Genomic DNA, 22,416 nt, shown 5'->3' on the forward strand with positions numbered 1-22,416 from the left:
TGTAAAAACCCCCGAAGGTTGGATCAACATCCAACTTTCGGGGGTCAGTTCACGCGAGGCCGGGTTTTTCGTTGCGACGACGACCAGCGCCTTGCCGCGTTGCTCAGATGGCGTCGCCCCAAAGGTCGTACTCGTCCGAGTCGGTGACGCGCACGCGCACCAGGTCGCCCGCCTTCAGGGGCTTGTCCGAACTGACGTAGACGCATCCGTCGATTTCGGGGGCGTCGGCGCTGCTGCGGCCCACGGCGCCGTCTTCGTCCACTTCATCGATCAGCACGTCGATCTCGCGGCCGACCTTGCGGGCCAGGCGCGCGGTCGAAATGCCTTGCTGCAATGCCATGAAGCGTTCCCAGCGGTCTTGCTTCACGTCGTCCGGCACGGGGTTTTCCAGCAGGTTCGCGGGCGCGCCTTCCACCGGCGAATACTGGAAACAGCCCACGCGGTCCAGCTGCGCTTCCTGCATCCAGTCCAGCAGGTACTGGAAGTCTTCCTCGGTTTCGCCGGGAAAGCCGACGATGAAGGTCGAACGGATGGTCAGGTCGGGACAGATCTCGCGCCAGCGCTTGATGCGGGCCAGGGTCTTGTCTTCGAAGGCCGGACGCTTCATGGCCTTCAGGATGCGGGGGCTGGCGTGCTGGAACGGGATGTCCAGGTACGGCAGGATCTTGCCTTCGGCCATCAGCGGGATCACTTCGTCCACGTGCGGGTACGGGTACACGTAGTGCAGGCGCGTCCAGACGCCCATTTCGGACAAGGCCAGGCAGAGCTCGGTCATGCGGGTCTTGACCGGGCGACCGTTCCAGAAGCCGCTGCGGAACTTCACGTCCACGCCGTAGGCGCTGGTGTCCTGCGAGATCACCAGCATTTCCTTCACGCCCGCCTTGACCAGGCGCTCGGCCTCGCTCAGCACATCGCCCACCGGGCGGCTGACCAGGTCGCCGCGCATCGACGGGATGATGCAGAAACTGCAGCGGTGATTGCAGCCTTCGGAAATCTTCAGGTAGGCGTAGTGGCGCGGCGTGAGCTTGACGCCCTGCGGCGGCACCAGGTCCAGATAGGGGTTGTGGTCCTGCTTGGGCGGGGCGGCGTCGTGCACGGCGCGCACCACCTCTTCATATTGCTGAGGACCGGTCACCGACAGCACGCTGGGGTGCACCTTGCGGATCACCGCTTCCTCGACGCCCATACAGCCGGTGACGATGACGCGGCCATTCTCGGCCAGCGCTTCGCCGATGGCTTCCAGCGATTCCGCTTTGGCGCTGTCGATGAATCCACAGGTGTTGACGACGACGACGTCCGCGTCGTTGTATTCGGGCGTGACTTCGTATCCTTCGGTGCGCAATTGGGTCAGGATGCGTTCGGAGTCCACCAGGGCTTTAGGACATCCAAGGCTAACGAATCCCACGCGCGGAGTGTGGTCTTTAGCGGCTGTTGATTTAGAAGAGCTTTTCATGATGGTTCCGGACGTGGCCTTGATGGGGCGAGGAAAGTGCCCAATGAGACAAAGCCGGTGGCAATTTTAGCCTGTCGTGGAATTCGCACGTCAGGGTGTCACCCGTATGCCAGCATCTAAGGGGCACATGGCCTATGGCCAAGGGGCTGCGGCGACTTTCGAGGTGCGCGAGAACGTGATGGCTGAATTGCTGGAACGGCAGCTTTCTCAAGGGCCTCTGTCATGCAATAAAGGTCGGCAATTGCGCAGAATCAGTAGGCGATTGGGCGCATGCCAGTCAGTTGGCTGCATAGGCCAATGCCTACGTTGCAAATTGCGAGCAGAATTCGCCGGATGCTATGCGCTGGCGCACATCTTGGATCACGCAGTCAATTTCGAGTTCTCCGGCCGCGACTCTATAGAGTAATGCCACCGTCTGAGTATCAGGTTCCAAGCCGGCGAGTCGTTGGTTAGCAACGGCGTTGTTGATCGTACGCAGGCGCTCGTTCCTGCCAAATGTGTTGGGCGTAGAGTATCTCCGCAAGGTTGCGCGCCATTTCACATGGAAGGTCTGCTGGGTCAAAGGCGTGCCCTATTCCAAACTCGCTATGCGAAGGAAATCAGCCTCACGTGCGTCTACTGACGATGCCCGGCTTGCCACAAATCATAGTTGGCCTGCATGGCGACCCATGCTTGGGCAGTGCTTGCTCCAGCTTGCTCCAGTCTAGCCGCGAGATCTGGGCTGACACTGGCTTTGCCATCGAGCACTCGGGACAATACAGTCTGCGGCATGGCCAATCGATTAGCTGCTTCAGTCATTGACAACCCGAGGGGCGCAAAAACGTCTTTCCAGATAATTTCGCCCGGATGCAGCGGGTGGTGCATCATGTTGACTCCTCGTGGTAATACCGTCGATACGGTCTGCCCTTTGAACTATTTTGAGAATCGGTCTCGCAGTTCTATGCGATCGATGCATCTTCATGAGACAGCACTGTGAGGCTTTCCAGTTTTTGGGGAAGCCAGGGCAATTCAATTACCCTACGCCACACATAGACTGCCTTGTCCGCCTAAAGGTGCGCCAAAAGGAATTCGCCGACGAGTCCCATAGCTTCGATGGCGGCACGAGCATCGGCCTTAGACGCCGTAGGCACCCACGGACGTCCGTGACCCGTCCCTTGCTTGTTGCGCAGTAGATTAACGCCACAGGCGAGTTCGTACATCGCACGCTCAATCCTCCGCTGAGGCGGTTCTCCGGGCTGCGCTGTGTCGTGGGGCGTCGCTAAGCCTAGAGCAACGAATGCCTGCCCCAGAAGCGTGGGAAAGTTCGCATGACCCGGATAGGCACCGAATTTCTGCTGCACAACGTGGGCAGCTATCGCTTCCACAAGATCCTTCCCCGTGCCGATTTCCAATGCTGCATCCTCGACGCCGCTCTTGGCACGCCGAACATAAGCTCTCAACGCCGCAGTAAGCGCTGAGCCGGATAGAGCGTCTAGTACCTTGGGGCGTAGATCCCCATCGGCTCCTAGGACGAATCCCTCGGAGTCGAAGGCGGAAATGCAGTTATCGATCGCATGTCTTCCGACGTAATTCGGCGAGCCGTCCCGGAAACCACCATGCCCCCTGACAAGCGAAACGAATGAGATGACAAAGGCGCCACCCGCTTCCGAAGCATGTTCAATGGCCCAATTCAAAACTGCCTTAACTCTTTTCGCTTTTCCGACCACTAGGCCATTACTGTTGGGATCTCCTTGAACTAGCCCGTGTCGCCGAATCAAGCTCTCTAGGTCGGAATGGCTTGGATCGCGCCGTTCCGATTGGGCATCGTCGACGACCTGCGATAACGCCACGATGATGGTGTCCGTCAATGGGGCGGTTCGATTAGTCACCATGAACTCACGAATCCCGTATGTGGCCGAAGAGTATAGAGGTTGCCCGTGTTGAGCCGATGTGCGTGCGCAGACGAACGGTCATTGGATCCGTGCCGCGCGAGTCTGTAGTTTAGCCGGCGCTAATCAATTGAGCACCGCTTATGCCCAAGAGCGAATGGAAACTTCTGCGAGCTAGGCCGGGCCTAAGTTTTCCAACTCGCCGACTGCAACCGCCTTTGTCCAATATAGTGAGGCCGATTCGTCAGATTCAGAATCAGCCCCGCCGCCGCCGTTGTGAACTGACTTCGGGTGCCAACGTGAACGTCGCCATAGCTCGTTGCAGATAGCTGGAGCTGCCCGCACAGGCTCATGACCTTTTCCGTCTTGAACGACATCTTGATCTAATGAGCGAACTCGTTTCGCACCTTTCGGATCAGCTCGCACTCTCGATACTCAATCTCAGACAAGAGGCCCAGGGCGAACGCCGACGCGATGCGCGCGGAGAAGGTGCTGAGCGGAGCATTGAAACCGTCGAGCAAAGCCTTGCTCCCTTTGTTCGGAATCAGGAACGATTCGATGATCCGCCCCAAGCAACTCATCGAGCATCGCTGCAGCCGCAAGAGCCGTTCCGCGCTCAGTCTCGTTGTTGACGTCGGCCAGGATATCCACGAAGCCGTTGAGGTGCGGATGGGTCTCGGAGAACGGCTTTCGAAGTTCTCCGACCGCCGTTTTGCTCGCAAACCTCCCGGCCTTCATGTCCTCAACGGATCGCAGCAGCGCGGCCTGGAATTCCTTCTGCTCTTCGTCCATGGCATCCAAGGTTCTGATAACTGCGGTCGGATCAGCAGTCGGGTCAATAGTTGAAGCAGTGGGCTCGAAGATGGGCGAGACTCAAGCATCAACCTCATGACCTCCATTGACTGCCCGCATCAATTCGGTGACACAACGATGTCGATCAAAGCCAAGGCAGTGCCGGCGATCCATTGCCAGTGCTTTTGCCAGAAATAACCTAGCAACTTAACTGCCTTTGCAAGCGGCGTCTGCTCGTAAAGTCTCGGACTAATGAAGACTACATGACTTCCTGGATCATTTCATTATCCCCGAATCGACCACACTTTTGCCGCAACATCCGCCATCGCTGCTTGGCGCCTCTCTATTGCTGACTGATCCCACACGCTCTCTTGCGCAATCGTTTTGGTGAAATGAAATGCGGATTTTTTTAGTTCTGCCCTTTTTGCGGAAAAGTCCTCGTTTCCGATCGCACTATTAATTTTTGCCGCCATGATTGCCAGATTTCCAAGCCGTCGTTGATACGCTTTCGCATCGTCGGGATGCCATGTCTTCATCCATTTTTCTGAAAGGTTAATTGGCAAGACATGCTCTAAGTTCACCCGTCCGGCGTCTGTGCTAGGGACCAATTCGCCCGACGCTCCCGGTACTCCACTCTCTAGCATCCGGAGATAATATCTTGCCAATGACTGTTTGGAAATTGAGGCCACGGTGAACGCCGAAATAAATATGGAATCAGTCGGCAACGTGCTGAACCCCTTCAATATGTCATCGATGGAGTTCAGTTTCCCCTCGGCTACGCCCCGAGCTGCGTCGCTGTAGATGCGCTCCAATGTTCCGCCGCCAGCACCACCGACAATTTGAAAACGGACCGCTACCGCAACCAGCCTTTTGAAAGCAACCGAAACCTTTTTTGGATCGAATTTATCCAGAATTGCAAGCAAAAGAGGGCGAACTTGCACCATACCCAACAGGTTCAATGCGTACACCGCTTCTCGCGTCTCGACGTCATACCCGGTCCAAAGGTCACTATCGGTGTTGATCAGACCTGCGTAAGTCTTTGCAGTGTTGCTAAGTTCAGTTGAAAATTGAAGTGCCAGCTTCTTGCTAGTTACCTTTTTTCTGATGATGCCGAAAAGCTCTTTTTCCCGAACTAGCCCGTACTTCGACATTGCAAAGTGGCGAAGATACGTAACAACCAGAGGGTCGTCGGACGCGCTTTCAAGAGTGGCCACCATTGTTAGCCATCGATTTTGCGTCTCCTGAATCTTGTCGCCTGAGCGGTGAAATAGGTAGTTTTTCAATAGATCGGAGATTGCCAACTCGAGGCCGCGATCATTGAGCGTTTCAAATATAACGAAAGCATTGCTGTCGTCTGGCGCGATAACTAGAATTACCTTTAGGTTCGTTTCTAGATAATCAAGCCATTCGTGTAAAGTCTCTTCCGAGTCTCGCGACTGTACGCACAACTCATCGATGTATGCGCGCATGCACGCAGCAGCGGCGAGCAAACGTCTATGGGATTGTCGCGGATACCTCGATAGATCTATAGCGTCCTTGTCCTCGATAAGCTCTTGGTATATCTCATTGTCGACCTCATTTAAAGCTAATTTCGGCTCTCGTTCTTTGGTTTTTCGGTCGACATTCGCCAAAAAATCGTTTCTGATCGATGTTTCTGCTTCATGATCGCCTTCTTCTCGAAATCGATCTCTGATTGCTGAAATGAGAAGGCTGACCGTTGTGAGCCGCTGTTGCCCGTCCACGACCTCATATCGTCGATCCAGCGGTCCGGTGACAACGATTGACCCTAGGAAATACTCCTTTTCCTTGGAATTAATGGCATCGTTCACGTCAGCAAGCAAAGCCTCAACGTGTTCGGTTTCCCACGCATACGACCGCTGGTACGCGGGAACTCTGAATCGTCGTGTTTTAAGGACGTTACTGATTCCGTCGAGCTGAATGCTGATTTCTTGGACTTGGGACACTGGTCCTCGCGATGCCGTGTGGCGGCCGAGTTGGTATGGGTAGACGCTTAAATGCTGATTTTGACAGATTCAAGAGAGTAAGGACATTTTAGCGCTACGCATTCTAAAGCCGATAGCCGTGCACAGGAACTAAAGCCCGTCGCCAACAGGATTAAATTGGCTGCCCAACCACTGGGCATTCCTCGTGCTGGGGACGTCAATATTCTCTGGGCGTCGCCAGTTCGCGTTTTCTGCCGTTTGTCGCCGCATTCTCTGGGAGTCTAGAGGGACCATAGAACACGGCGCGACGGATAAAACGTGAGATGCCGGCAGGGTGTGGGAGACACACCTACCGTATCAAGTCTCCAGAAGAGTATGTGCGAGCTCTAAAGGCACGCCGGCGATAGGCTGGAGGTTGCCACCTTCGTTTCGAATGGGTGTCCGCGAAACGCTCTTAAGTAGTTATCAATGAAAGCTCTTGATTGTCTATCCAAGCCGGAAAGCAGCCACTATCCGCCGCCTATGGCCTCCTTAGAAGGCCCGGGAATGGGGCAACTTCGAGCATCGAGCTTAACGTTGATAGCGTAAAAACTCTTCCTTCGGTGTCGCGGACTACAGGACCTAGAGCGTCGTTGATGCGCGCCCAGCCGATCCCTCCAAGGACAGCCAAAAGAGGGATGCCTCCCAGTCGGACGGATTCTGCTCTCAGGCTTCGGAATCGGAGCGCCTTATCCCGGGCGGTGCCACCATTGTTCGTGCCTTTGCACTCGAGCATTGCTTTTAAACTGTCATCGACCGGATCGAACACTACGAAGTCAGGCGCTGGAGTCACATGGACTTCAAAGCGCCGGGCGATGTCAGCTTGGTTATGGCTGCCAGTGCGGATAAAGGATATCCCATTGGCAATGAACATGGCTTCTACAGCGTCTTCGATAAGGTCGCCGCGTAGCGTAGAGGTCGCGTCCAGCACTTGTCGAAACGCACCTCCATAGTGACGTTGATGCAAGAAAACACTTAGTGGCACCCCGTTCTCGGCATAGGAACGAACACTCTCCCACCCATTTCGCGTATCGGGCTTATGTTGCTTGCTCTTGAGGCCGGGGGGGGCATCTCCAAACAATTCACCATCCATCGCCATAGCGATGGTCTTGGCTGCAACGCGTGCCTGTGCCGTAGCCTTGGCCAACAATCGGGGTGTGCTGTTACGCTGCGCGTCAATCGCGCTACGTTCGAGCGTATCGATCTGCGCGGCAGACAGCGCGGGCAGTTCGTCTGGACCGCCAGCGAGAAGGGTGGAATGCGCGAATTCGTCTTTGGTCAGCCCGAGCAAAGTGCGAAAGACCAGTAACGTGCGAGGGCACTCAATCAAGGTGACCTGCAGATCCGCTTCCGAGACGCGGGTGAAACCCTCTGTTAGCCTTGCCGCTTCGTCGTATGCCGCAAAAAAATGGTCTGTCTCGTAAAAAGACGCCTCGTGGATGTACGCAAAGTCCGGCGCCAAATGAGGCATATAAAGCTCTCTAGCCACGGAGGCATAGATTGTGCCGTGGTCACCAGTCCCGTGTCTTTGCGGTACAAGCCGAATCTGCTGGATCCGCTGAGTCCAATTGTCGGCTGCGAGGATTGCTTGAATCGTCGTTTCTACGGTCACGGACTTAGACTCCAACGCCGTTCACCAAGCGGCCGGGCTTGTCATTCGCTACATCGGCCGCGATGCGTCGTTGGCCCTCTTTAACAAAATCCTCGTGAAGTTCTATGCCCGCGGCTTTGCGACCGAGTCTGTGTCCAACCACTACTGTGGTCGCACCGCCTGCAAAGGGGTCTACTACGATGCCATCAACGGGGCTGGCTGCTTTGATGAAGAATTCAGCCAATCCCTCGGGCATTGCTGCTGTGTGAGCAACTCCTTTGTGCTGGTTGTAGGTCTGAGACACTGACACTACGTTGCCAGGATCTGCTCCTCCAAGTAGATAAGTCTTCGTGCGATCACGACCGAAGCCCGCCTCGGTGCTTCGACGACCGAGCTTGTCTTTTTTTCGCCGCTCGATCTCCGCCGAGTCTGCCTTATAAGGCACCCTGACAGCATTTAAATCGAAAAAAGGTCTCGGACCTCGCGCGAAATGGTAGACGTACTCGAAGCTATCTTTGGTCCTGGGTCCGAACTTGCCTGGAACTGCGTTCGGCTTCGCCCAGATGTACGTCTCTACCCACCTCCACCCCATGTTCTGCAGCGCCAGGACGAGCTGATAGACAAAAGGGTGGCGCTGCCCTTTCAGGGGGCCCCGGTTTGCGACGCGGTTCTTTATGTTGATGATGAGGCTACCGCTCAATTTAGAGGCCTCGAACATCGCTCGCGCAAACGGCAAGAACCATTCTACGTATCGGTCCGGATGGATGCGGCTGTAGGCTCGAGCATCGGCATACGGCGGAGACGTGAAAAACAAATCAACGCTCTCGCGCGGCAGCATCGGGAGGACCTCCAACGAGTCTCCCTGAATGATCCCTTCGTTGAGCATGCGATTTAGGAGCTGCTGCCCATCCACACGTTCTATTTCTGCGGGCTTAGGCGCTGTTTCTGCGCTGATTCGGGAGGGCGCGCGCGCCGCCGAACCTTGAACCAATTGCAGCATGGGCTTCTTGCTCACGATTCTTACTCCTGTCCTGGACGATCTTCGCCCGAGTGCACGCCTTCTCTTGGTCGCGCACTTAATTCTGAGACGCACCACAAGCCGTCATGCGTCCGTCTGGGGTACATCTAAATTGCATTGGCCTTGGCATCAAAGGCACCGAGCCGTGGGGGGGGTGCGCCGGACCTCTCGATGCATGGCGCATCCTAGCAGAGCCTGGGAATTCGGGACATCTGGCAGTGCTCGCTTCGTATGCCTACGGGTCCTTGCAGTCCGCCTCGACGGAGCTCGCGGCACGCACGGAATAGGTTAGTTTGGCTCTCTTAAGGACAGCCCAGCGACACAAAGCCCACGCGTGGCGCGCGGGCCGGATTGGCACCCTGGGCGGCGGCCGTGATGGCGTCCAGCGTCGAGTTGCTGCTAGGGCTGCCATTGCTGGCGGAAGTGCCGGCGCCTTTGCCGGGCCGGGATTGCTCAAGGATTTCCAATCTGGTTCACCGTAGGTTCGCGCACCGGCTCAAGCGGTGCGGCGGGAGATTCGTCAAATGTTCGGGTTCAGGCGGGTTTGCCTGGGTGGCGGGGCGGCAGGTCGCGCAGCGTTTCCGGGTGGAGCATGGCCACCTGCAGAAGGGTTTGCGCAGCGCCGGAGGGATTACGCCGGCCTTGCTCCCAATCCTGCAGGGTGCGCACGCTGACGCCCAGCAATTCCGCGAAATCCGCTTGCGGCAAACCGACGCGGCTGCGCGCTTCGCTGATATGCGACGCCTGCCACCGGGCGGGAAGCGCCGGTGGAGCTACTTTCTTCATGACTCGTTCAAGTTACGGGCAGCGCGGCCTCTCGCCATCGCCTGGGTTCATGCGATGCGCCGGGGCAGCTACTGCGGGGAAGCCGGTAATTATACGGCAATGCCGTAGGGGGCGATAGCGAAACGGGTTCAGCGGCGCGGCGTAGGCCAGGCGCTGTGCACGGCACGTCTTCGCAACGCCGGAGGGCGTTCAAAAGGGAACCCGTCTGCTAGTGGTGCGTCCCTTATATCCAGCCCATGCGCGTGCTTGGCCTGCAACCGCAGGGCGAGTGCCCTCGTCCCTGTGCGCTTTACGGCGCTCCGCGCCGGTACAGCGCCAGCGTTCCCGCCAGCCCGATCATCAGGCTGCCGCAGACGCGGTTAAGCCAGCGCAGGCCCGACCCCTGGAACGCGCGCACCAGTTGGGCGCCCAGCGTGGCGTAGACCAGCATGGTCAGGATATTGATGGTGGCCAGCACGCAGGCGACGATCGCGTACTGGGTCAGCAGCGGCGCCTGCGGGTCGATGAACTGGGGCAGGAACGCCGACATGAACAGCAGCGCCTTGGGATTGGTCAACGCCACCATGAAGCTGCGCAACCCCAGCGTCAGGCCCACGGGCCGGTCCGCGCCGGATGCGGCCGACGGCAGGATCAGCGCCGCGTCCGAACGCAGCATCTTCCAGCCCAGGTAGGCCAGATAGGCCGCGCCCACCCACTTGATAAGTTGGAAGGCGATTTCCGACGCCGCCAGGACTACGCCCAGGCCGGACGCCACGGAGCCCACCAGGATCAGGTCGGCCAGCACCGCGCCGGCCATGCCCCAGCCTGCGGCGCGCACGCCGTGGCGCGAGCCGTTGCTCATGGCCAGCAGGGTCGTCGGGCCAGGCGTCACGATGGCGACGGCCGAAGCCAGGATGAACAGCAGCAGCGTGGCGGTAGTCATAAGGAAAGCGCTCCCGGGGAAGGGCGAGTTTGACGCGCGCGCCGCCATTCGTCCAGGTCCGGCTACCATATCGGTCTTATCCTCTGAATTCCCACCATGTCCACGCGTTCCGACTCCCCCCATCTGGCCCCCCCGCTTTCCTCCGTTCTTCTTTCCAGCGCGGGGGTGGTCGAGGGCGTGCTGGACGGCCGTTCCCTGACGGACGCGCTGACGGACGTGAGCGCCGCCCTGCGCCCGGCCACCCAGGCCGTGTCCTTCCATGCCATGCGTTATCTGGGCTGGGCCGACGCCGTGGGCCGTGAACTGGTCCAGCGCTACCCCAGCGTGCTGTTCGAATCGCTGCTGCTGGTGTCCCTGACCTTGCTGAAAGAAGAGGGCGATGCCGCCGCCGCGCTGCCTGGCATGCCGGTGTATGCGCCGCATACGGTCGTGGACCAGGCCGTGACGGCCGCCTCCAATACCCGCGCCCTGACGTCCTTCAAGGGCATGCTCAACGCCTGCCTGCGCCGCTTCCTGCGCGAGCGCGCGGCGCTGGAAGCCGCGGTGGCCGACAGCCCCGAGGCCCAATGGAACCACCCGGGCTGGTGGGTCAAGCAGTTGGGCGTCGCCTATCCGCAGCAATGGCGCGAGATCCTGGCCTCGGCCAATGTGCCCGCCCCGTTGACCTTGCGCGTCAACCGCCGCCGCGCCAGCCGCGAACAGGTGCTGGCGGCCTTTCAGGAGGCCGGCCTGTCAGCCGAACCCGTGGGCCAGGCGGGCCTCGTGATGAGCAGCCCCAAGCCGGTGACCCAGTTGCCCGGCTTCGCCGAAGGCTGGTGGTCGGTGCAGGACGCCGGCGCGCAGTTGGCGGCCGAATTGCTGGCGCCGGCCGACGGCATGCGCGTGCTGGACGCCTGCTCGGCGCCTGGCGGCAAGACTGCCCACCTGCTGGAACTGGCCGACATCGACCTGCTGGCCCTGGACGCCGACGGCGAACGCCTGGAGCGCGTGGAACAGAACCTGGACCGCCTGGGTCTGGCAAGCAATCGCGTCCAGATGAAAGCGGCTGACGCGTCGGACCTGGACGCCTGGTGGGACGGCAAGCCCTTTGACGCCGTGCTGGCGGACGTGCCCTGCACGGCCTCGGGCATCGTGCGCCGCCACCCGGACATCCGCTGGCTGCGCCGTGAAAACGACGTGCGCCGCACCGCTACGCTGCAAGCCAAGATCCTCGATTCGCTGTGGCAGACCGTGGCGCCCGGCGGCCGCCTGCTCTATGTGACGTGCTCGGTCTTCCCGATCGAGGGCGCTCGCCAGGCGCTGGAGTTCCTGCAGCGCCACCCCGAGGCCCAACGGCTGGACGCGCCGGGGCAATTGCTGCCTGTTGCGGTCGATGCAACACCGGCGGCCCAACATGACGGGTTTTTCTACGCCTTGTTTGCCAAGCAGTCCTGAATCACCAAGAATAGGGGCATGACGGTGTTTCGGTGTCGTATGTCCATTATTTCGCGTTTATTTCTTGGGTTGTTGCTGGTATCTGCCTTGCTTTCGTTGGTGCCGGGCGGCGAGGCATATGGCGCCGAACCGAAGGTCGTACGGGTCGACCCGGTCGTGCGCAACGGCCGGCTCGAGATCGACGCGGACATCGAATTCGAACTGAACCAGCAGTTGCGGGACGCGGCCCAGCGCGGCGTCCCCCTGTATTTCACGGCGGACCTCACCATGACGCGGGAACGCTGGTGGTGGTTCGACAAGTCCCTGGTGGATACGTCCCGCACGTGGCGGGTCGTCTATAACGCATTGACCCGGCAATGGCGCGCGGGCGTAGGCGAACTGTCCTTCCCGGTGGCGTCGCTGGACGACGCGATGAGCGTCATCCGCCACATCCGCAATTGGCCGGTGGCGGATGCCGGCGAGTTCGACGAAGGGGTGCTGTACGGCGGCCAGCTCCGGCTGCGCCTGGACACCTCGCTCTTGCCCCGGCCGTTCCAGGTGAACGCCTTGAACAGCAGCTCGTGGGCGCAGGGGACTCCCTGGATGGATTTCTCGTTCACGCTGAGCGGCAAGGAGAAAGATCCCTCATGAGGCTGTTGCTCCGGCTGGCCCTGATGGTGGGTGCCGTAAGCGGCCTGGCGTTGCTGGGCTTGCTGGCATGGTCCACGGGCAATGCCTCGCGCTTTGCGCGCTACTACGACACGCTGCTGGTGCTGAACGGCATTTTCGCCCTGGCGCTGTTCATCTGGGTGGTCGCGCTGACAGTGCGGCTGGCGCGCCAGATCCGGCGCCGGCAGTTCGGCGCGCGCCTGACGGCGCGGTTTTCGCTGGCTTTCGCCCTGATCGGCGTGGTGCCGGGCGCCCTGATCTACACCGTGTCGGTGCAGTTCATGTCGCGCTCCATCGAATCGTGGTTCAACGTGCGGGTCGATACGGCGCTGGAGGCGGGCCTGAACCTGGGCCGCGCCGCCCTGGATTCGCTGCTGGCCGACCTGGATACGCGCGCGCGCTCCATGGCCATGGAGCTGAACCGCAGCACCGACAGCGGCGTGACGCTGGCCCTGACCCGGCTACGCGAGACCAATGGCGTGCAAGAAGCCATGGTGTTCACGGGCAGCGGACGCATGGTGGCGTTTTCCACCAGCCAATATGGCCAGCTGATGCCGGCGATGCCGCCTTCGACCGTCATGAACCAGCTGCGGCTGGCGCGCGGCTATTCCGCGGCCGAAGCCGACGACCCGGTCACGGCGGGCGCCGAAGGCGGGTTGCATCTGCGCGTGGTGATCCCGCTGACCGGGCCGGACCGCTACGACAATCTGCTGGGCGCGGCCTCCGAGCCGCGCTGGCTGCAACTGCTGCAGCCCGTGCCCGAGCAGATCGCGCATAACGCCAATCTGGTGCAGCAGGGGTTCCGCGACTATCAAGAACTGGCGCTGTCACGCTTGGGGCTGCGCAAGCTCTATGGCATCACGCTGACGCTGGCGCTGCTGCTGGCTGCGTTCGGCGCGATCGCGGTGGCGCTGTCCCTGTCCAAGCGGCTGGTGCGGCCGTTGCTCAGCCTGGCCGGCGGCACGCAGGCCGTGGGCGTGGGCGACTACCGGCCACTGCCCGAACCGCCCGAGCGCGATGAAGTCGGCCAACTGACGCGGTCGTTCAACGCCATGACGCGGCAGCTGGACGAGGCCCGGCGCATGGTCGAAAGCAACCGCCAGCAGCTCGAGCGCTCCAACGTCTATCTGGAAAGCGTGCTGTCGAACCTGTCGTCCGGGGTGCTCGTGTTCGACGAGTCGTTCCGCGTCACCACGGTCAACCAGGGCGCCCAGACCATCCTGGGCGTGGACCTGCGTTCGGTGATCGGCCGCCCGCTGGAAACCGTGGACGGCATGCTGGAGTTCGCCAATATCGTGCGCCAGGCGTTTTCCACCCACGCGGCCGTGGGCTCGGAGCGCCAGCACTGGCAGCAGCAGTTCGAGATCAGCCCGGCCCAGGGCGACGCGCCCGCTGCGCCGCAGCCGTTGACCCTGCTGGCGCGCGGCACCCACCTGCGGGTGGACGGGCGCGGCAACGGCTATCTGGTGGTGTTCGACGACATCACCGAAGTGATTTCGGCTAACCGGACCGTGGCCTGGGGCGAAGTGGCGCGCCGGCTGGCCCACGAGATCAAGAACCCGCTGACCCCGATCCAGCTGTCTGCCGAACGCCTGGCCATGAAGCTGGAAGGCAAGCTGCAGCCGGCCGAGGCGCAGATTGTCGAACGCTCCACCAACACCATCGTCAACCAGGTGGCGTCGCTCAAGCAGATGGTGGACGACTTCCGCGAATACGCCCGCACGCCGCCGGCCGTCATGCAGCGCATCGATTTCAACGCGCTGGTGGCCGACGTGCTGTCGCTGTATGGCTGGGAGCCGGAGGGCGGCGCGTCCCGGCTGACCGGCAAGGCCATGAACCTGGACGTGAACCTGGGGGCGGATTTGCCGGCGATCGAGGGCGATCCCACGCAGCTGCGCCAGGTGATCCACAACCTGATGTCCAACGCCCGCGACGCGATCGCCGAGCTGGGCGGAGAGGGCCGGGTCAGCGTGACGACCCAGCTGATGCGCAGCGAACAGCCCGACCGGGCCGATCAGCAGGCGCTGAGATTTACCGTTGCCGACACCGGGCCGGGCTTCCCGCCGCAGGTGATGCAGCGCGCGTTCGAGCCCTACGTAACCACAAAGTCCCACGGGACTGGGTTAGGATTGGCAATCGTACGCAAGATTGTGGAAGAGCATGGCGGACGGATCGACCTTGCCAACCGCAAGGAAGGAGGCGCGCGGATTTCCATCTTGTTGACCCGGTTGGCTCCCGGGGCAGATACTATGGACGCGACCGCGCAAGAAAAGGATAATGCGGCTACGCAATAGGTGGATGCTTTATGGCCAGAATTCTGGTGGTTGACGACGAAGTCGGTATACGCGAGCTTTTGTCGGAGATCCTTTACGACGAAGGACACACGGTCGAATTGGCCGAAAACGCGGCGCAAGCGCGCGCCGCACGCCTTCGCATGCGTCCTGATCTGGTGTTGCTGGACATCTGGATGCCCGACACCGATGGCGTGAGCTTGCTGAAAGAGTGGGGCTCGCAAGGCCTGCTCGACATGCCCGTGATCATGATGAGCGGACACGCCACCATCGATACGGCGGTCGAGGCCACGCGCATCGGCGCCATGGATTTCCTGGAAAAGCCCATCACGCTGCAACGTCTGCTGAAGACCGTTGCGGCCGGATTGGCGCGCGGGCGCGCCCCGCATCCGGCGCCTGTCGCCGCCCATCCGGCGGTTGCCAGCGCCGCCGTGGCGCTGGAAGACGAGCTGGATCCCCCGGTCCTGGCAGCCGCGCCCGCCAACGAAGTGCCGGTCACGTCCAACGGCCAACTGGGCAGCATTTCGCTGGACCAGCCGCTGCGTGAAGCGCGCGACGAGTTCGAGCGCATCTATTTTGAATACCACCTGGTCCGCGAAAGCCACAGCATGACGCGCGTGTCCGAACGCACCGGGCTGGAACGCACCCACCTCTACCGCAAGCTCAAGCAATTGGGCATCGAGTCGGCGCGCAAGCGCAGCACATGAAGATCCTGATCATGGGCGCTGGTCGCGTAGGCACCAGCGTGGCCGAAAACCTGGTGTCCGAAGAAAACGACATCACCGTGGTGGATTCAGATCCCACGCAGCTTCAGTACCTGCAAGAACACTTCGACCTGCGCGTCGTCCATGGCGACGGCTCGCAGGTGTCGGTGCTGGAAGCGGCCGGCGCCGCCGATACCGACTTGCTGATCGCCTGTGCGGCCTCCGACACCGCCAACATGGTGGCGTGCAAGATCGCCCGCCAGTTGTTCAACATCCCCCGCCGCATCGCCCGCATCCGCTCGGCCGAGTTCCCGGAACATCCGGAACTGATGAGCGAAGACGGTTTCTGCATCGACGCCCTGATCAGTCCCGAACGCAGCGTCACCACCTATCTGCACAGCCTGATCGAATTCCCGGAGGCCTTGCAGGTGGTGGAATTCGCCGAAGGCCGCGTTTGCGTCGTGACGGTGCGGGTGGGGCATGGCAGCCCGATGGCGCATTCCCCCGTCGACAAGCTGCGCGACGTGTGGCCAGACGTGAAGGCGCGGGTGATCGACGTGCTGCGCGGCGGACGTCCGCTGCGGGCCGGCAGCGGCACGGTCATCGCCCCGGGCGACGAGGTCGTGCTGGTGGTGGATTCGCGCGACGCGCGTCGCGCCGTGCGCCAACTGCGCGAAGCCGAACGCGCCGTGCGCCGCGTGATGATCGCGGGCGGCGGCAACATCGGCCTGCGCCTGGCGCGCCAGCTGGCCGACGAGAAGTACAGCGTGCGCATCATCGAACGCGACCTGAAGCGCTGCGAATACCTGGCGACCCAGTTGCCCGACAGCGTGCTGGTCCTGCACGGCAGCGGCACCGACGAAGCCCTGCTGGAACGCGAGAACATCGAAGACATGGACACGTGGCTGGCGCTGACCAGCGACGACGAAGACAACATCATGTCGTCGCTGCTGGCCAAGCGCCTGGGCGCCCGCAAGGTGATCGCGCTGATCAACCGCCAGGCGTATGGCGAATTGATGCAGGGCAGCCATATCGATATCGCCGTGTCGCCATCGCAGGCGACGATGAGCGAACTGCTGCGCCATGTGCGCCGTGGCGATGTCGCCGCCGTGCACCGCCTGCGCCAGGGCGTGGCCGAAGCGCTGGAAGCCATCGCCCACGGCGACCGCTCGACCTCCAAAGTCGTGGGCCGGCCGGTCGGGCAGATCAGCCTGCCCAAGGGCGCCAGCATCGGCGCGCTGGTCCGCGGCGACGAAATCATCCTGCCGGACGCCGACACCGTGATCGAAACGGACGACCACGTGATCGTCTTCGTGCCCTCGCGCCGGCAGATGCCGCGCGTGGAAAAGCTGTTCCAAGTCTCGGCGTCGTTCTTCTGATGCCCATTCTTCCCATGCTCCGCCGCGGGCACGGCGCCGCCGGATAGGCTCCCATGAAGCGCGTTCTGGGCACCCTCTATATCCTGGGCCTGACCATGGTGATGTTCGCCCTCACCATGCTGATTCCGCTGATCGTTGCCTACGTGGGCGGCGATGCGGCGCGCGAGGCCTTCCTGAACGGCTTCCTGATTTCGGTGGGCATCGGGGGGGCGCTGGCCGCCGTGACCCGGCGCAGCCGCTGCGAACTGCGCGCGCGCGACGGTTTTGTGCTGGTCTCGGCCGTCTGGGCCGGGCTGCCGTTGCTGGCGGCCATTCCGCTGATGCTGTATTTCCACGGGGCCGGACTGCCCTTGTCCTTCACCGGCGCCTATTTCGAAGCCATGTCGGGGCTGACGACCACCGGCGCCACGGTACTGACCAACCTGGACGCCTTGCCCGCGTCGATCAACCTGTGGCGTGCCACGCTGATCTGGATCGGCGGCATGGGCATCCTGGTCCTGGCGGTGGCGATTCTGCCTCTGCTGGGGGTCGGCGGCCACCAGGTCGTCCGAGCCGAAACGCCGGGCCCAATGAAGGACGAACGGCTGACGCCCCGCATCGCCAGCACGGCCAAGGCCTTGTACGCGGTGTATTTCGTGTTTTCGATCCTGTGCTTCCTGGCCTACCGGGCCGTGGGGCTGTCCTGGTTCGAGGCCTGGTGCCATATGGCCACCACGATGGGCCTGGGCGGGTTTTCGACCTGGGATGACGGGTTCGCCCACTTCGACTCGGTGGCCGTGGAAATGGTGGCCATGGTGTTCATGCTGATTGCCGGCATCAACTTCGCCACCCACTTCAACGCGTTCCGCCAGCGCAGCGCGCGCGCCTATTGGCACTGCCCGGAAGCCGTGCCCTACCTGGTGGTCGTCCTGGGCGTGGGGCTGGTCATTTCGGTGTTCCTGTACGTGAAGGGCGTCTACGGCTCGCCGCTGGAGGCGCTGCGCTACGGCATGTTCAATACCATTTCCATGGCCACCACCACGGGCTATGCCAATACCGACTTCGCGCAATGGCCCCTGTTCGCGCCGCTGACCATGCTGCTGCTCTCGGGATTCGCGACGTCCGCCGGTTCGACGGGGGGCGGGATCAAGATGATCCGGGCCATCCTGCTGGTCAAGCAGGCGAAAAACGAGCTTGTAACAATGTTGCACCCGCATGCGGTCAGCCCGGTGCGCATCAACGGCAGGGCGGTGGAAGGCCGGACCATGTCTTCCGTGCTGGCCTTCATGCTGTTCTACGGCCTGTCTATCGCCGTCTTCACCAGCCTGCTGCTGCTCTCCGGCCTGGACCCCATTACGGCCTTCTCGGCCGTTTTCGCCAGCGTCAACAACACCGGGCCGGGCCTGGGGCCGGTGGGCCCCATGGGCAACTTCGCGGTGCTGTCCGATTTCCAGATCTGGGTGTGCACCTTCGCCATGCTGATCGGCCGCTTGGAACTCTTGACCGTGCTGGTGCTGTTCACGCCGATTTTCTGGCGCAAATAAGGGCCATCGGCTCTGAAAAATCCTAAGGGATAACCCCAATAAGGGTTATCCCATCCCCTCTCGAAATCCGCTTCCCGACTGCCATTGCGGCCGCCGTCGGCCGGCAACCCGCGCCGTTTCTATGTTGTAAGCGCTTGCTCACTTCTCTTCAGAGGGCAAAACCGATTGCATCGCGATGTTGCACACAAATGTCACGATTTTCAATCGTTTTGCCACAAACCTGCGGCTATCATGCGTTCACAAGTCGCCGTCTAGTGCCCCCCGGGAAGTTACCGGGCTTCAAGGTCGAACGGCGCATCCCTCATCAAACATTCAAAGGAGTCCGAGATGGAACAGATCCCGTTCATTTCGTCGGCCCCCAACACCTTGGGCATCGAACTCGAGCTGCAACTGATCGACCCCCGTAGTTTTGATTTGACCGCAGCCTCTGACGAGCTGCTGGCCCAAATGGCCAACCATCCCATTGCCGACCGCGTTAAACCGGAAATCACGCGGTCCATGATCGAACTGAATTCCTCGGTGCACGAGCACCCCATGGGCCTGCTGGCTGAAATGCGCGAGATGCGCGACGCCCTGGTCGAAGCGGCCGACGCGGTCGGCGTATCGGTCGCCGGCGGCGGCGCCCACCCCTTCATGCGCTGGCAAGAGCGCTCCATCTCGGACACCCCGCGCTTCCAGTACCTGGCCGAAATGTACGGTTACCTGGCGCGTCAATTTACGGTCTTCGGCCAACACATCCACTTGGGCGTGAAGAGCGGCGACGATTCCATCAAACTGTTGCGCCGCCTGTCGCCCTATGTGCCGCACTTCATCGCGTTGTCGGCCTCGTCCCCGTATTGCGAAGGCGTCGACACCCTGTTTTCGTGCTCGCGCCTGAACGCGGTGAACAGCTTCCCGCTGGCGGGCCACATGCCGCCGGACGTCAAGGACTGGTATCAGTTCGAGGCGCACCTGTCGCAGCTGCGCGCCTACGGCCTGGCTGAAAGCATCAAGGACCTGTACTGGGATATCCGCCCGAAGCCGGAGTTCGGCACGGTCGAGATCCGCGTCTGCGATACCCCCTTGACGGTCGAGCGCGCCTGCCAGATCGCGGCCTTCGCGCAGGCTCTGGCGGTCTTGTTGATGCGCGAGGATGATCCCAGCGACAACGCTTGGCTGTCCTATCGCAGCAACCACTTCCAGGCCTGCCGCTTCGGCCTGCAGGGCAGCTACGTCACGCCGGAAGGCCAGCGCATGCGCCTGATGGACCATCTGCGCGCGTTGTTCCAGCGGCTGATGCCGGTGGCCGAAGAGCTGGGCACGGGCGACATGATCGCCGCCCTGCGCGACGAAGCCATGCGCAGCGGCAACGACGCCCGTTGGCTCCGCAGCCAGTTCCATCGCCTGCGTGATCTGCCGCTGGTGGTGGACGCCATGGCGCACGCCTGGCGCGGCGAGGCGGCAGCGGCCGCCCCGGCCGAACCCACGGCTGTGCTGCGCCGGCGCATCCGCGCCAATTCAGAGCCGATGCAGCCCCTGTCGGCGTCTGAGCCCGGGGTCAGCGTGCCCCTGCCGGAACGCCTGCACTAAGCGGCCCGCAGCGGGCCCCTGATGTCAGGGGTTCCCGCGGTGCCGGCCGCCGATCGCGCTGACGGACAGCCGGGTTTCGCCGGCCACGGTGCGGTGCGCGGCGGCGCGCCAGGCGTGGCCGTAGGCCACTTCGATCGTCAAGGCAATCAGGCCGTCCGGCCGGCGTTGCGCTTCCAGCGCGGCGCACAGGCGGTCGCGCCAGTCGCGGCCGACGAGGCCGCCGCGGCGCCCCTCGGCGGGGTTGCCGCCCAGCGCGCGCACGTCCGCCAGCAGCTTTTCAGGGCTGCGATAGGTCAACGTCAGCAGCTCCTGGTCCATGACCGGGTCCGCAAAGCCGTTTTCCACCAGCAGGTCGCCAAAGTCATGCATGTCCACGAAGGACGGCGTGGCGGTCACGAGGCCGGCATCGGTCAGGGCCTGGCGCAGTTCGCGCAGGGTCGCCGGCCCCAGACAGGAGAACATCGCCAGCCCGCCCACCTTCAGGATGCGGCGCCATTCGGCCAGCACCGCGTGCGGGGCGCGGTGCCAATGCATGGCCAGGTTGGACCACACCAGTTCCAGCGACTCGGGGGCCAGGCCGGTATCCGCCAAGTCGGCATGGATGAAGGCGGGCGCAGCCGGACCGCGGCGCGCCAGCTTGCCGATCCAGGCGCCCAGGCCGGCGGGGGCATGGCGCTTGCGGGCGCGCTCCAGTAGCGGGTCGCAGTTGTCCAGCCCGGTATAGCCGGCATCCGGATAGCGTTCGCGCAGCAGCGGCAGGTTGTCGCCTGCCCCACAGCCCGCGTCCAGCATCGCCTGGGGCTGCACGCGGATGTACTGCAGACGGCCGAGCATGCGGCGGGCCACTTCCCCATAGAGGAATTGCGCGTCGGACAAGTCGCCGCGGCGGGCGAACTGCCGGGGCACGTCGGCGCTGACGAGGGGAAGGGAGGGAAGCGGTGCGGATTCTGGCAGGGACATTTCGGTCGCGCCCGCGTCTTCGCCGCGGGGCGGAACATGATTTCATGAGGGATGGCACACATTATTGCGCATCCCGGCGGCCGGGCCCGATTGCCCCTACAGGGCATGGGGCGGCGGCTATGGTCCAAGATCGGCTGCGATTGCCCGCTATGCGGCGCCCGGGTGGCGGGCGCGCGGCTGTGCGGCGGCTGCGAAGGGGATATCACCATCACGCCGGGCGGGCGGCCCCGGTGTCCGCGTTGCGCGCTGAGGCTGCCCGCCACGGCGGCGGCGTGCCCGGCTTGCCTGGGCGCGCCGCGGGCCTACGGGAAGGCCATCGCCGCCTTCGATTACGCGCCGCCCGCCGACGCCCTGATCCAGATGCTGAAGACGCGTCTGCGCCTGAGCATGGCGCCTGTGTTGGCAAGCTTGTTGGCCAGCGCGATCCGGCGTGACGGGGGGCTGCCCGCCGGTGTCCTGCTGGTGCCCGTGCCCGCCAGCCGCGCGTCGCTGCGGTTGCGCGGCATGAATCCGGCAGGCGAGATCGCCCGGAGCCTGGCGGCCGAACTGATGTTGCCCCTGGTGCGCGGCGCGCTGCGGCGGCGCCGGGAAACACCCCGGCAGACGTCGCTGGGGCGCCGGGCGCGCCAGACGGGTGCCACGGGCCTGTTCGTCGGTTCGCCGCTGGTGCGCGGGCATCACGTGGCGGTGGTCGACGATGTCATGACGACAGGCAGCACGGTCCAGGCCGCTGCCGACGCCTTGCTGGCGGCAGGCGCGGCCAGCGTGACCATCCTGGTAGCGGCGCGTACGCCTTGACGCGTGGGGCAACGGCGTGTGGCGGGCGTGCATGGTGTGGGCAGGCGCCGATGCGGGGCGCGGGTGAATGGCGAACGAGGCAAGGCTGGTGCGGGCAAGGAGGCACATGCTGAGGCAAGGCGCAACGCCCCGGGGGCAGCGCGTCCCGGCGGCAAATCGGCGACAATTCGCTTGAGCGGCCAATCTGGCGCCGCAAGCCGTCCTTGTTCCTTATCCGCCATGTTCCACGTCATCCTCGTCTGCCCCGAGATCCCCCCCAATACCGGCAACGCCATCCGGCTATGCGCCAATACCGGCGCCCAATTGCACTTGGTGCGCCCGTTGGGTTTCGAGCTGGATGACGCGCGCATGCGCCGCGCCGGCCTGGACTATCACGAGTGGCAGCCCGTGCGCGTGCACGACACGCTGCAAGAGGCGCTGGACGACACCGGTGCCGATGCGTCGAGCATCTACGCGCTGACGACCCAGGCGCAGCGCAGCGTGGCGGACATCGGCTTTAAACCGGGCGACGTCTTCGTATTCGGCCGCGAGACGGCCGGACTCTCCGCCGAGCATCAAGCCATGTTCGCGCCCCAACAGCGCTTGCGGCTGCCGATGCGCGCGGGCCAACGCAGCCTGAACCTGTCCAACGCGGTCGCGGTGACCGTCTTCGAAGCCTGGCGTCAACAAGGCTTCGAAGGCGGCGTGTAGGATGGGTG

General features: G+C 62.6%; 20 protein-coding genes. 9 read left to right on the forward strand and 11 right to left on the reverse strand.

The genetic code is table 11. The features are described from left to right. Positions 1-103: 103 nt before the first annotated feature. From rimO to ACO6D5_RS22810, 10 genes are all read right to left on the reverse strand, one after another. A complete protein-coding gene (gene rimO, locus ACO6D5_RS22765; protein ID WP_485826629.1) occupies positions 104-1,453 on the reverse strand; it encodes a 30S ribosomal protein S12 methylthiotransferase RimO in 1,350 nt (449 codons plus the stop codon). A gap of 301 nt (positions 1,454-1,754) precedes the next feature. Further along, a complete protein-coding gene (locus ACO6D5_RS22770; protein WP_485826644.1) occupies positions 1,755-1,994 on the reverse strand; it encodes an antitoxin VbhA family protein in 240 nt (79 codons plus the stop codon). A gap of 74 nt (positions 1,995-2,068) precedes the next feature. Further along, on the reverse strand, positions 2,069-2,320 hold the full coding sequence (locus tag ACO6D5_RS22775; protein WP_485826630.1) for a HigA family addiction module antitoxin: 252 nt from the start codon (positions 2,318-2,320) through the stop codon (positions 2,069-2,071). 179 nt (positions 2,321-2,499) lie between these two features. Then, positions 2,500-3,300: an abortive infection family protein gene (locus ACO6D5_RS22780; RefSeq protein ID WP_485826631.1), complete on the reverse strand. Its 801-nt coding sequence runs from the start codon at positions 3,298-3,300 to the stop codon at positions 2,500-2,502. A 462-nt stretch (positions 3,301-3,762) separates the two neighbouring features. After that, positions 3,763-4,113 (reverse strand): hypothetical protein, encoded by a 351-nt coding sequence (locus ACO6D5_RS22785; protein ID WP_485826632.1) that lies wholly within the window; start codon positions 4,111-4,113, stop codon positions 3,763-3,765. A gap of 284 nt (positions 4,114-4,397) precedes the next feature. Next, complete coding sequence (locus tag ACO6D5_RS22790; protein ID WP_485826633.1) at positions 4,398-6,077, reverse strand: DUF262 domain-containing protein; 1,680 nt, start codon at positions 6,075-6,077, stop codon at positions 4,398-4,400. Between the two features lie 499 nt (positions 6,078-6,576). Continuing rightward, a complete protein-coding gene (locus ACO6D5_RS22795) occupies positions 6,577-7,707 on the reverse strand; it encodes a hypothetical protein (protein ID WP_485826634.1) in 1,131 nt (376 codons plus the stop codon). Between the two features lie 4 nt (positions 7,708-7,711). Beyond that, positions 7,712-8,701 (reverse strand): DNA-methyltransferase, encoded by a 990-nt coding sequence (locus ACO6D5_RS22800; RefSeq protein WP_485826635.1) that lies wholly within the window; start codon positions 8,699-8,701, stop codon positions 7,712-7,714. Between the two features lie 537 nt (positions 8,702-9,238). Beyond that, positions 9,239-9,490 (reverse strand): helix-turn-helix domain-containing protein, encoded by a 252-nt coding sequence (locus ACO6D5_RS22805; RefSeq protein ID WP_315846772.1) that lies wholly within the window; start codon positions 9,488-9,490, stop codon positions 9,239-9,241. Between the two features lie 289 nt (positions 9,491-9,779). Next, positions 9,780-10,412, reverse strand: coding sequence for a LysE family translocator (locus ACO6D5_RS22810; protein ID WP_485826636.1), 633 nt, complete (start codon positions 10,410-10,412; stop codon positions 9,780-9,782). A gap of 96 nt (positions 10,413-10,508) precedes the next feature. Between ACO6D5_RS22810 and rsmB the strand changes: the two genes are divergently transcribed. From rsmB to ACO6D5_RS22845, 7 genes are all read left to right on the forward strand, one after another. After that, positions 10,509-11,846 carry a 16S rRNA (cytosine(967)-C(5))-methyltransferase RsmB gene (rsmB, locus tag ACO6D5_RS22815; RefSeq protein WP_485826637.1) on the forward strand — a complete coding sequence of 446 codons (1,338 nt, stop codon included), beginning with the start codon at positions 10,509-10,511 and terminating at the stop codon, positions 11,844-11,846. 39 nt (positions 11,847-11,885) lie between these two features. After that, complete coding sequence (locus ACO6D5_RS22820) at positions 11,886-12,476, forward strand: DUF4390 domain-containing protein (RefSeq protein WP_085946930.1); 591 nt, start codon at positions 11,886-11,888, stop codon at positions 12,474-12,476. After that, the gene (locus tag ACO6D5_RS22825; protein ID WP_088588725.1) at positions 12,473-14,788 is read left to right on the forward strand and encodes a sensor histidine kinase; all 2,316 of its coding nucleotides are present in this window, start codon (positions 12,473-12,475) and stop codon (positions 14,786-14,788) included. Before ACO6D5_RS22820 ends, ACO6D5_RS22825 begins: the two co-directional genes overlap by 4 nt. A gap of 11 nt (positions 14,789-14,799) precedes the next feature. Continuing rightward, entirely contained in the window at positions 14,800-15,492 is a 693-nt protein-coding gene (locus ACO6D5_RS22830; RefSeq protein WP_315846776.1) for a response regulator, read from the forward strand. Then, positions 15,489-16,868, forward strand: a complete 1,380-nt coding sequence (trkA, locus tag ACO6D5_RS22835; RefSeq protein WP_315846777.1) for a Trk system potassium transporter TrkA — start codon at positions 15,489-15,491, stop codon at positions 16,866-16,868. Before ACO6D5_RS22830 ends, trkA begins: the two co-directional genes overlap by 4 nt. Positions 16,869-16,921: 53 nt before the next feature. Then, positions 16,922-18,391, forward strand: a complete 1,470-nt coding sequence (locus ACO6D5_RS22840; RefSeq protein WP_485826638.1) for a TrkH family potassium uptake protein — start codon at positions 16,922-16,924, stop codon at positions 18,389-18,391. Positions 18,392-18,718: 327 nt separating this feature from the next. After that, on the forward strand, positions 18,719-19,960 hold the full coding sequence (locus ACO6D5_RS22845) for a YbdK family carboxylate-amine ligase (protein WP_315846779.1): 1,242 nt from the start codon (positions 18,719-18,721) through the stop codon (positions 19,958-19,960). Between the two features lie 24 nt (positions 19,961-19,984). On the opposite strand, the gene ACO6D5_RS22850 is transcribed toward ACO6D5_RS22845, so the two are convergent. Continuing rightward, positions 19,985-20,920: a methyltransferase domain-containing protein gene (locus ACO6D5_RS22850; RefSeq protein WP_006224680.1), complete on the reverse strand. Its 936-nt coding sequence runs from the start codon at positions 20,918-20,920 to the stop codon at positions 19,985-19,987. A 51-nt stretch (positions 20,921-20,971) separates the two neighbouring features. Here ACO6D5_RS22850 and ACO6D5_RS22855 point away from each other — a divergent pair, with 51 nt between their 5' ends. Both ACO6D5_RS22855 and ACO6D5_RS22860 read left to right on the forward strand, forming a co-directional pair. Continuing rightward, positions 20,972-21,718 carry a ComF family protein gene (locus ACO6D5_RS22855; RefSeq protein ID WP_485826639.1) on the forward strand — a complete coding sequence of 249 codons (747 nt, stop codon included), beginning with the start codon at positions 20,972-20,974 and terminating at the stop codon, positions 21,716-21,718. Positions 21,719-21,937: 219 nt separating this feature from the next. Then, a complete protein-coding gene (locus tag ACO6D5_RS22860; RefSeq protein ID WP_088588732.1) occupies positions 21,938-22,408 on the forward strand; it encodes a tRNA (cytidine(34)-2'-O)-methyltransferase in 471 nt (156 codons plus the stop codon). Positions 22,409-22,416 lie beyond the last annotated feature (8 nt).

This window comes from Achromobacter sp. (assembly GCF_057314935.1).